This window comes from Dapis brunnea BLCC-M229, from assembly GCF_050015995.1.
GTDB lineage: Bacteria > Cyanobacteriota > Cyanobacteriia > Cyanobacteriales > Microcoleaceae > Trichodesmium.
This window is the reverse complement of record NZ_JBNHEP010000222.1, coordinates 1-9,997: the sequence shown is the minus strand read 5'-3', so window position 1 is coordinate 9,997 and position 9,997 is coordinate 1. Positions and strand designations below refer to the sequence as shown.

At 38.2% G+C, this 9,997-nt stretch carries 9 protein-coding genes; 5 read left to right on the top strand and 4 right to left on the bottom strand.

Annotated features, from left to right (window positions below; all coding sequences use genetic code 11):
- Both ACP6PM_RS24455 and purC read right to left on the bottom strand, forming a co-directional pair.
- A partial coding sequence (locus tag ACP6PM_RS24455) for a hypothetical protein (protein ID WP_426589265.1) occupies window positions 1-613 on the bottom strand: 613 nt, incomplete at its 3' end.
- Window positions 614-665: 52 nt separating this feature from the next.
- Complete coding sequence (gene purC, locus ACP6PM_RS24450; RefSeq protein ID WP_426589263.1) at window positions 666-1,394, bottom strand: phosphoribosylaminoimidazolesuccinocarboxamide synthase; 729 nt, start codon at window positions 1,392-1,394, stop codon at window positions 666-668.
- Between the two features lie 469 nt (window positions 1,395-1,863).
- Here purC and ACP6PM_RS24445 point away from each other — a divergent pair, with 469 nt between their 5' ends.
- Both ACP6PM_RS24445 and ACP6PM_RS24440 read left to right on the top strand, forming a co-directional pair.
- Window positions 1,864-2,250, top strand: coding sequence for an SH3 domain-containing protein (locus tag ACP6PM_RS24445; RefSeq protein ID WP_426589261.1), 387 nt, complete (start codon window positions 1,864-1,866; stop codon window positions 2,248-2,250).
- A gap of 363 nt (window positions 2,251-2,613) precedes the next feature.
- The gene (locus ACP6PM_RS24440; RefSeq protein ID WP_426589260.1) at window positions 2,614-3,495 is read left to right on the top strand and encodes a hypothetical protein; all 882 of its coding nucleotides are present in this window, start codon (window positions 2,614-2,616) and stop codon (window positions 3,493-3,495) included.
- Between the two features lie 393 nt (window positions 3,496-3,888).
- On the opposite strand, the gene ACP6PM_RS24435 is transcribed toward ACP6PM_RS24440, so the two are convergent.
- Window positions 3,889-4,068, bottom strand: coding sequence for a hypothetical protein (locus ACP6PM_RS24435; protein ID WP_426589258.1), 180 nt, complete (start codon window positions 4,066-4,068; stop codon window positions 3,889-3,891).
- 335 nt (window positions 4,069-4,403) lie between these two features.
- On the opposite strand from ACP6PM_RS24435, the gene ACP6PM_RS24430 reads away from it, so the two are divergent.
- Window positions 4,404-5,579 (top strand): RNA-guided endonuclease InsQ/TnpB family protein, encoded by a 1,176-nt coding sequence (locus ACP6PM_RS24430; RefSeq protein ID WP_426589256.1) that lies wholly within the window; start codon window positions 4,404-4,406, stop codon window positions 5,577-5,579.
- A 40-nt stretch (window positions 5,580-5,619) separates the two neighbouring features.
- Here the strand turns inward: ACP6PM_RS24430 and dapF are convergent, their stop codons facing one another.
- On the bottom strand, window positions 5,620-6,477 hold the full coding sequence (dapF, locus tag ACP6PM_RS24425) for a diaminopimelate epimerase (protein WP_426589254.1): 858 nt from the start codon (window positions 6,475-6,477) through the stop codon (window positions 5,620-5,622).
- 469 nt (window positions 6,478-6,946) lie between these two features.
- On the opposite strand from dapF, the gene argZ reads away from it, so the two are divergent.
- On the top strand, window positions 6,947-9,058 hold the full coding sequence (gene argZ / locus ACP6PM_RS24420) for a bifunctional arginine dihydrolase/ornithine cyclodeaminase (RefSeq protein WP_426589252.1): 2,112 nt from the start codon (window positions 6,947-6,949) through the stop codon (window positions 9,056-9,058).
- 523 nt (window positions 9,059-9,581) lie between these two features.
- On the top strand, window positions 9,582-9,848 hold the full coding sequence (locus tag ACP6PM_RS24415) for a hypothetical protein (RefSeq protein WP_426589250.1): 267 nt from the start codon (window positions 9,582-9,584) through the stop codon (window positions 9,846-9,848).
- Window positions 9,849-9,997 lie beyond the last annotated feature (149 nt).

Below are 9,997 nucleotides of genomic sequence, written 5' to 3'. Positions count from 1 at the left end.
CATCATCAACTATTTCTGTAGTGGGAATAGTAGCAGCAAATTGTTTATTTACTAATGGTTCTGATTTAGTTTCTGTTGATTTTGCCCAAACTACAGTCTGAGAATTTTGAGTCTCATCATCAACTATTTCTGTAGTGGGAATAGTAGCAGCAAATTGTTTATTTACTAAAGTTTCAGATTTAGTTTCTCCTGATTTATTAATTAGGGTTAGTTGAGGAATTTCCGTCTTTTCCAAAACATCTAAAGCCAAAAATTGAGCCAACCCTTTTTTAGAAACAGAAGATGATTTTGTAACTTCTTTAACCTTTAATAAACCATAAAATTCTAACTTGACTTCTGCTTCCGACCAAGATTTACTAAACAAACTCTTGCTACTACCAAATAATAGTTGTGAAGAGAAACTAGACCCTAACTCTAAAAAAGATTTGGCAGAAGAAAGTTGAGAAAATTCTGTTTTTGAACTAATTGATAGAGAAATAAAATCAGTATCTATATCAGTTTCTGATATTTGAGCATTAGCAGACTTTGAGATCCCAAAAGTTGTTGAAGCAGCAAAAATGGCCACCAAAAACGGAGACAAGCGCATATCATTACTATCCCGTACAATCCACACACCAGTGAAATTTTCATACAAACCGTAAAATTGTACACTATTGACGGGTATCTCAACCTTTATGAGCTAAAATCCTTTCTAGGACTTGTTGATACGCGGTTTCTACGTTACCAAGATCCCGACGGAATCGGTCTTTGTCCATAACTCGCTGGTTTGGGTCTGTTTGAGATTGGTCCCAAAGTCGGCAGCTATCTGGACTTATTTCATCTGCTAGAATCAAATTTTTATGCTTATCTAGGCCAAATTCGATTTTGAAGTCCACAAGAGTAATTTGGCATTGGTTAAAGAAATTTATCAGAATATCATTAATTTTCACCGCAAAGGTTCGTATTTGCTCTAATTGTTCTGGGGTAGCTAATTCTAGTAGCAAGAGGCGATCGCGTGTCAGAAGTGGGTCTTGCAGACTATCATTTTTGTAACAATATTCTACCAAGGGAAATTTCAAGATAGTTCCTTCTGTTAATCCAGTTTGTCGGCAAAGACTACCAGCAGCAATATTTCTCACAATAACTTCTATAGGTAAAATTGTTACTCTTTGAACTCGCATTTTATCTGATGCGGGACAATCAATAAAATGAGTAGGTATACTCTGGGCTTCTAGTAACTTAAATATATAACTGGAAATGGTACAGTTAATCTTACCTTTCCCTGTTATTGTGCCTTTTTTTTGAGCATTAAAGGCTGTAGCATCATCTTTAAAATAAGTCAGCAATATTTCTGGGTCGTCAGTAGTATAGAGAATTTTAGCTTTACCTTCGTAAATTTTTTGATTAGATGACATAAAAATTTTTGACTAGGGAATAAAAATAGAGTGATGAGCAAGAATTACTCTTTTCTGTGCTTATCATACTATAAGTTTAATGTCAATATTTTAATGGCAATTTTAGAGCTGTATCTGTCTTAATTGAGATGTAACGTTTCTCAAATTGGGTGAGAGAAAAAAGTTTCGGATTTTAGGGAAAACCGGATCTGAGAATAGGGGGAGAGAAAAAAATACTTTACCTCATTAATAGGAGAATTATTATACATAAAATAGTGGTTCATTGCTAAATCATTTCTTTGGGTAAACCATGACTAAAATAGGGACAAAAAACATAGAGAACAGGCTCCAAATAGAATAGTTTGCTCAGTGGACAGATAACAATATTTGATTAAATAAAATTAATATTAAATGTCTTGTCTTAGGCAATCTTTTCTGAGAGGATAAATAGGATATCAGGGGTTATGAAATCATAATTGAGGAATATAAAATGAAACAGATGATGACTTGGACAAAATCTGTAGCAATGAGTACAATATTATCTATTGCTGCTGTTTCTGGTATCGGTCTTACTTCTATAGCAGCAGTATCATCTCAAAAGGCTCCCATTGTTGATGAGTCACTAACTACACTTCCCACTGAAACTGAAGGTGAAGATAAACTCGCTCACCGGTATCATCGCAGGTCCTATGGTAAGTGTCGTCGAGTAGCAACTCATTACAAAAATTTGCGGGTGAGAACATATCCTTGGGGTAGGGTTATAAACGTATTACATCGAGGTAACCGTGTCCGTGTTATTGGTTACCATGATGGTTGGGCAAAAATTTCATATCCTTGTTATGGTTATGTGTATGCTCGTTATTTGAGACATTGTTAAATTTAATCAAATAATTATTGCCAGGGACGATAGCGGATGATCGAGAGTTATACCTCTACCGCGAAATCCCTAGCATTTTTAATTTCCCATATCAAAAGTAGTTAAGCTTTAATAAAAACCATAATTTTCTATCTGAAAATATAGAAATAATAACTTAAAGATAAACAAAGAAAAATACCTGTAACTGTGCTTAAATTTATCTTGTCTCAAAAAAAACAGGTAAAATTTACTCTGTCTAAATTAATCAAATAATCTCATAATGCTAAGAATTGTATCAAAAAAACTTTGATGACAATACACAGATACAATCAATAATAATGAAGAGCTAAAACGTAAACTACTAACAAAAAAAAGGAGTCAAAAGTGAGCGATTCAATTATTGAATTACTGAATGAATTACCTAGTGATAATTTAACTGTAAAAACACTCAATGCTCTAGATTTTGTAGTTCCGGGAGAATGGGAAAACGTAGTAGGTTTTAACCAAACTATTGAAGTAATTACAGGCAAGTCTGATGCAAACAGAATTCTAGATATCGGCAACAAAGCGCTAGAACTATACAATGACCGGGATAATGGATACCAGGGAGCTATGTGGTATTACAACTTAGTTGATAATTTAGATGGTGCCCTTGGTACAGCAGCGATGGCCAACAAAATAGGGGAAAAAATCGGCCTTCTTGGCTTTCTAAACCGCATAACTCCCAAAGCTGACACAACTCAATCTGTTGACCTCTGTCTGAAAATTGTAGCAGAATTGATAGCCTATAGTAAACTCAATGGCCTGCCTATTCTTGACCCAGGAGAATTTGTCACAAACTTAAGTGAAGAGTATAGAGGTCCATCTCTAATGCGAATGGCTGCCTTGGTTTCTCTTGATGGTTTGCTGCCTCTTGGTCCAGACTTTCTGCAAAAAGTACAAGATACCCTTGACCAAGAAGGTGAAGGCGCTTTAGCACAAAATGCTGCTTTTGGAGCTATTAGCGATTCTATTCCAGGAGATGACAAATTCGGCTTTATTGCTAATACTTTCGGAGCAGTTCAGGGATGGATGGATAACTTGATTGGTTCTGTTGGTCTAACACCAGAAGGTATTTTTGACAGTATTGGTGGCTTTATAGAATTTTCTGATGATAGTTTAGACTTTGTAGCTGCATTTCTAGATAAGGCTACAAATTACTTTCAACATACAGGTACTCAAACTGTGGCTCGAAAGTTAATACAGCAGGCGGCGGAAGAAGCATAGACTTAACGAAGTCAGAAGTCAGAAGTCAGAAGTTATTTTTGTAGCGGGGGTTAGAGCAACCCTCCAAAAACATTTCACCAATTCAAGGTGGAGTTAATAAAGTTATAAGTTATATCAAATCCGGTAGCATTGGTGTAATTAGATCATGTAGGTCTTTCTGGAACTAAGTGAAACCTAACAAAGCTTTATTATTGTTGAGTTTTATAGGTCAACTAAACCTACACTTATTGCACCAGTTTATTGGCTCATTACCTCTGTAATTCTCCAGTTAGCTTATGCCAGTGGAGCCATTTTTAGTCCCGAACCCCCTTCCCTTAGACATCACTAGAAGCGTTTAGCCACACATTGATAGATTACTATAGTAACGATGCTCTCTGGTTCTTCCGCAAGATTTCAGAAAAACTCTAAACCAACTTCTAACCGACTTCGATCCTTTCCTAAATTTTGCCCTATCTCAGGAATTCTCAGCTTGATAGTACGGCTCATGTATTCAATAAACTGACACAATTCTTGACGTTCCAAGCGATAACAATAATACATTGTCAAGGGAGGTTTATTAGAAAAGTAAGGCATTTATGCTGGAGGCAGAAGGGTTAGAAGGATTTGGAAAAACTAGCTTGTCATAACCGGATCTGGTGTTATTTGCTTTTCTATAAAAATCCCGCAACAGGAGTTGCTGAATTCAATGCTGTCCGCTGGGCAACATTCAATCTATAGCCAACCTAGATCCCTAAGTGCCACTTGAGAAGCTCCTCATGCTTAACAGTTAAAAATACGCATTCGGGTGTCATAACTACTTTTTTGACCACCATATGTTCAAAGCTGGCCCTTGATACAGGTGTCTTTAGGGCTTGTAACTGTTGGCTAAAATCTGGTTTTATCTATAAAAATCTGAGATTATCTTTTTCATGCTACTAGGATTTAAAACCGAACTACACCCAAATAATAAACAAAAGACAATACTGGCCAAACACGCTGGTGTAGCTCGCCACGCTTGGAATTGGGGATTATGGTTGACTAAAAATATCCTTAATCATAACTCCCATAATCCTGCAAGGGATAAACTTAAATTCCCCAGTGCAATTGACTTACATAAGCTTCTGGTAGCAATGGTCAAACCCCAAAACTTTTGGTACTACGAAGTATCTAAAACAGCACCTCAGTATGCTTTGAGATATTTATCCCTTGCTTGGAAGCGTTGTTTTAGCAAAGTGTCGGGAATACCTAAATTCAAGAAAAAAGGTAGAGATGATAGCTTCACTTTAGATGGTTCAATATCATTAGGTTTTAATCATATAAAACTGCCCCGAATTGGATGGATAAAAACTTTTGAAGTCTTGCCAGATAATGTTACTGCTAAGTCTGTAACTATAACTAAAAAAGCGGGTCGCTGGTTCATTAGCTTCAAGATAGAAACAGAACCTCAAGTCACTGAAAAATTAGTTGATGTAGTTGGTGTGGATTTGGGTGTGAAATCACTGGCTACACTATCAACTGGTGAAGTTTTTGTTGGGGCTAAATCTTACAAAAAGTTAGAAACAAAACTCTCTCGGTTACAATACTTAAATCGGCATCAAGTCAAGTTTTCTAAGAACTGGAAAAAAGCACAGCTAAAAATAGCTCAGTTACACAATAGGATAGCCAACATCAGAAAAGATACATTGCATAAACTGACTACTTATTTGGCTAAAAACCACAGCCAAATAGTAATAGAAGACTTAAATGTATCAGGAATGATGGCAAATCACAAGCTAGCTAAGGCGGTTGCTGATATGGGATTTTACGAGTTTCGCAGACAGCTAGAGTACAAGTGTGAGTTATACGGTTCTCAACTCACCGTTGTAGATAGATGGTTTCCTAGTTCTAAGACTTGCTCTAATTGTGGAAATGTTAAAGAGTCTCTGTCTTTGTCAGAAAGAGTGTTTAAGTGCGAATACTGCAATTTTAGCTGCGACCGAGATTTGAATGCAGCATTAAATTTAGCTATGGCGGGCAGTTCGTCCGTGTCAGTCTGTGGACTGGATAACGCCGACGTTGCCAGGTGGGAAGCAGGAATAGAACAGATTATTTATAGAAAATCATAGATTTTCTAGATAATCGTAGGTTTCTAAGAGCGGTAGTGAATTATGACTTTCCCATTAATATACTTTTAAATTCTTGTAAAAACATACCTTCAGCAACAGCGTTAGACACGCCAGTCATGTATACACGACCACTAGGCTTTATATCAATATCAATTTCACCTCCTGGCATATATACCTTTACCTCTCTTTCCACCAATCCTAACTCGTAAGCTACGCTCGCAGCTGCACAGCTACTACTGCCAGAAGCCATTGTGTATCCAGCACCGCGTTCCCAAATTTCTATTTGAATGTTATACCTATCAAGAACCTGCAATAACTGTAGATTGATTCTATTGGGGAAGATTGGGTGATTTTCTATTTTTGGACCTAGTTGAAGCACTCTCTCTTGTGAGATGTTTGTTACAGGAATAACGCAATGAGGATTGCCAATAGAAATGCAGGTTACTTCTAAGGATTCATCACCTACTTTTATAGGTTCTCGTATTACTTTTCGACGCTCTCCTGCAACTGGAATTAAGTCACTCTGAAAAGTTGTTAAGCCCATATCTACTTTAATTAATCCATCCTTGAGATTAATTATTTCTACAGATACTTCACCGCCTACAGTAGATATTGAAAAAGTGCGTTCTTTGATATAGCCAACATCTCCCAGATATTTAGAAAACATACGGATTCCATTACCACTTTTTTCAGCTTCACTACCATCAGGGTTAAATATTCTTAACTTAATTTTCCCATCGTTAAAGATTGGACCATATAAAATTCCATCGCTTCCTAGACCAGTATTCCGGCTGCATATAGTTTCAACATTTTCTTTGTTAATGTATATATCAGTTTTATTAGGGTCTATGATTATATAATCATTCCCTAGTGCATGATACTTGTAAAAATCCATCATTTAACTTTTTCTCCTATGAGCCAATAAAAGTTTATTATGCTCAAGTAGACTTTTTGCTAATAATAGCCTCTTTTTGAGAGATAATATCAAATCCGGTTAAACAACCTCACAATCAATAGGCTTAAATTCTAATGACAACGTAATTGGATCTATGTGCAATTAGGCAGATTTGATATAACTTCCTCTAGCTACCACGACAAATATAAAGCACTATTTTAATTAGCCCGGTAAATATTTTTTGCTTGTTCCTTGTCCTCTGGCCTATTTTCCCTACTCCCTAATTATCCTCAAAAAAAAGCATTAGATGTGTCCCTACCGTGATAATATAAAGTGTTAGCCTTTATACACTAAAATTCCGCTCCTGAATAATTTTAGGAGTGGGTTTTCCATTGATAAGACCCCGTCCTTAAGGACGGGGTTTAAATAAAGTCAGTAGACCTATACATATAGCATCTGCCAGGTAATAATTATGACTGATTCAATTCGCTTTCTCTTATGCGCCCCCGACCACTACGATGTGGACTATGTAATTAACCCTTGGATGGAGGGCAACATCCATAAATCCTCGCGCGATCGCTCTGTCGAACAATGGTATAAACTCCATGATATTATTAAAGAACACGCTATTGTAGACCTAGTACCACCCCAAAAAGGTTGGCCGGACATGGTATTTACCGCTAATGCAGGTCTAATTCTGGGAAATACAGTAGTTCTTAGTCGTTTCTATCACAAAGAACGTCAAGGGGAAGAACCCCACTTCAAAGAATGGTTCCTCAACCAAGGCTTTATTGTTCACGAACTCCCCAAAGACCTACCCTTTGAAGGTGCAGGGGATGCTCTCCTAGACAGAGAAGGTCGTTATCTCTGGGCAGGATATGGCTTCCGTTCCGAACTCGACTCCCACCCACTTCTGGCAAAATGGCTTGACATGGAAGTGCTATCCCTACGACTCATAGACGAGCGTTTCTACCACCTTGATACCTGTTTCTGTCCCCTAACTGGTGGTTACTTACTCTATTATCCACCCGCATTCGACTCCTACTCCAACCGTATCATTGAAATGCGAGTGCCACCAGAAAAAAGGATTATAGTAGCAGAAGCAGATGCCGTTAATTTTGCCTGCAATGCAGTTAATATTAATCAAACCATCATCATGAACAAGGTTAGTGACGATTTGAAATCAGGTCTTACCGAAGCAGGTTTCAACGTCATTGAAACTCCCTTAAGTGAGTTCCTGAAAGCAGGTGGTGCAGCAAAATGTCTCACTCTTCGAGTCAACGAACCAATTATACCAGATCGTCAAGCTAGAGTGCTGGTCGAAAGTCGTACTGTTCGGATGGAAGGACATTTACTTGATTCTGGCTTAATTAATCAAGCTTTAGATTTAATAGTTGAAGGTGGTGGTAGTTTCAAAGTTGTCAACTTTAATCTCGGAGAACAACGTCAAAGCACTTCCCTTGCTGAAGTGAAAGTTTCTGCACCTTCCCATGAAGTCATGGAAGAAATAATGAGTCAGCTTATTGACATTGGGGCAGTAATTCCTAGTGAAGATGTTGAGGATGCTAAATTGGAGCCAGTAGAACAAAATGGTGTTGCTGCTGATAATTTTTATGTTACTACTATTTATCCCACTGAAGTTAGAGTTAAAGGTCAGTGGATACGAGTCCAAAATCAAAGGATGGATGGAGCGATCGCCATTACTGAGGTAGAAGGTAAGATTCAAGCCAAATGCAAAGTCCTGCGGGATGTAAAAATTGGCGAACAGGTAGTAGTAGATGTAGCAGGTATTCGCACTATCCGTAAAACAGAATCCCGTGAAAAACGAAACCAAGAAGAGTTCAGCTTTATGTCTGCTGGCGTTTCTAGCGAACGTCGTGTAGAATTAGTAGTTGAACAAGTAGCCTGGGAATTACGGCAAATTCGCGATCGCGGAGGCAAAGTAGTAGTTACAGCAGGTCCAGTTGTGATTCACACTGGGGGTAGCCAACATTTAGCAAGTTTGATTGGTCAGGGATATATACAAGCGTTGCTAGGTGGTAATGCTATAGCAGTTCACGATATTGAACAATCACTCATGGGAACTTCTCTCGGTGTGGATATGAAACAGGGAGTTGCGGTTCATGGGGGACACCGACATCATCTGAAGACTATTAATACTATTCGGCGTTGTGGTAGTATTGCTAAAGCAGTTGAGACTGGTGTTCTTACACATGGGGTGATGTATGAGTGTGTTAAGAATAATGTGCCGTTTGTTTTAGCTGGTTCAATTCGTGATGACGGACCTCTACCTGATACTCAGATGGATTTGATTAAAGCCCAGGAAGAATACGCTGAGTTGTTGAAAGGTGCTGACATGGTTTTGATGTTGTCAACTATGTTGCACTCTATTGGGGTAGGGAATATGACACCTGCTGGAGTGAAGATGGTTTGTGTGGATATTAATCCGGCAGTGGTGACTAAATTAAGCGATCGTGGTTCCGTTGAATCTATAGGTGTAGTGACAGATGTTGGTTTGTTCCTCAGTTTATTGATTACACAATTGGAGCAGTTGACCAGTCCTTATTCTTTAACTCAAGCGTAAGCTTAGGAGTTAAATAACAGTTAGCAGTCAGCAGTCAGCGGTCAGCATTAGGACTTTTTTTAGCTTTAGGAGGGGATTTCCACCCCGACTAAACCATCTGGTGCTTGAGGTTGCCGGGGATTTAACCCAAGATCAAAAAGCTGTTTTCGGCTATTGCCGACATGAAACACTACGCGACATGTTTGCGGAACATTCTGTCAGGAAAAAACCCAGTTCCGACCTAGGACGCTAGCTAAAATGCTGATAGCTAGTTAAAGGCGAAAGCTATTTGTAGTGGCATGAGATGCCCAAAAATGTAGGTTGGGTTTCACTTTGTTCTACCCAACCTACACTTATTGGAGCATTTTAGCTGTGTCTGTCCAGTATAGACATCTCCGATAATTCAGACGTCTAGTCTATACATAAATTATTCGAGGTAACTTATGAAACTGAATGCTGATTTACAAGAACGTGTTGTTGTATCTACAGAAGACTTGCCTTGGAGAGATTCACCGATGGCAGGGGTGCAGCGACGGATGTTGGAGTGCGATTTCTTGGATTAGTGAAAGCTAAAGGAAAAGCTGAAGCAGTTGGTTTATTTGAAGTATTTTCTGCCGATCCACCAGACTTGCGAGATGCTAAAATAACTACTAAGGAAAAGTTTGAAAGGGCAGTGCTGTTATATTATCAGAAGTCTTTTGTTGAAGCAGAGCGTTTATTTGAAGAATGTATGGCGGAGAATTCTGGCGATCGCACTGCTTCTAGTTATATTGAAAGATGCCAAGGTTATACCGTTTCACGGAAGTCATAATTCAGAAGTTAGAAGTCAGATTTGAGATTACTAAAAACTTTTACAATACAATAGTTTCAGCCAATTATTTAACATTTAAAGTTGGCAACTATTTGTGATATCATGTCCGGTAGCATCGGTATTGTATAGCAAAGGTAGGGAACAGGGAA

Bases quoted from the DNA above. Each gene is read 5' to 3' on its own strand.
- purC (WP_426589263.1), bottom strand. From the start codon at position 1,394: ATGTCATCTAATCAAAAAATTTACGAAGGTAAAGCTAAAATTCTCTAT.
- ACP6PM_RS24445 (WP_426589261.1), top strand. From the start codon at position 1,864: ATGAAACAGATGATGACTTGGACAAAATCTGTAGCAATGAGTACAATA.
- ACP6PM_RS24435 (WP_426589258.1), bottom strand. From the start codon at position 4,068: ATGCCTTACTTTTCTAATAAACCTCCCTTGACAATGTATTATTGTTAT.
- ACP6PM_RS24430 (WP_426589256.1), top strand. From the start codon at position 4,404: ATGCTACTAGGATTTAAAACCGAACTACACCCAAATAATAAACAAAAG.
- dapF (WP_426589254.1), bottom strand. From the start codon at position 6,477: ATGATGGATTTTTACAAGTATCATGCACTAGGGAATGATTATATAATC.
- argZ (WP_426589252.1), top strand. From the start codon at position 6,947: ATGACTGATTCAATTCGCTTTCTCTTATGCGCCCCCGACCACTACGAT.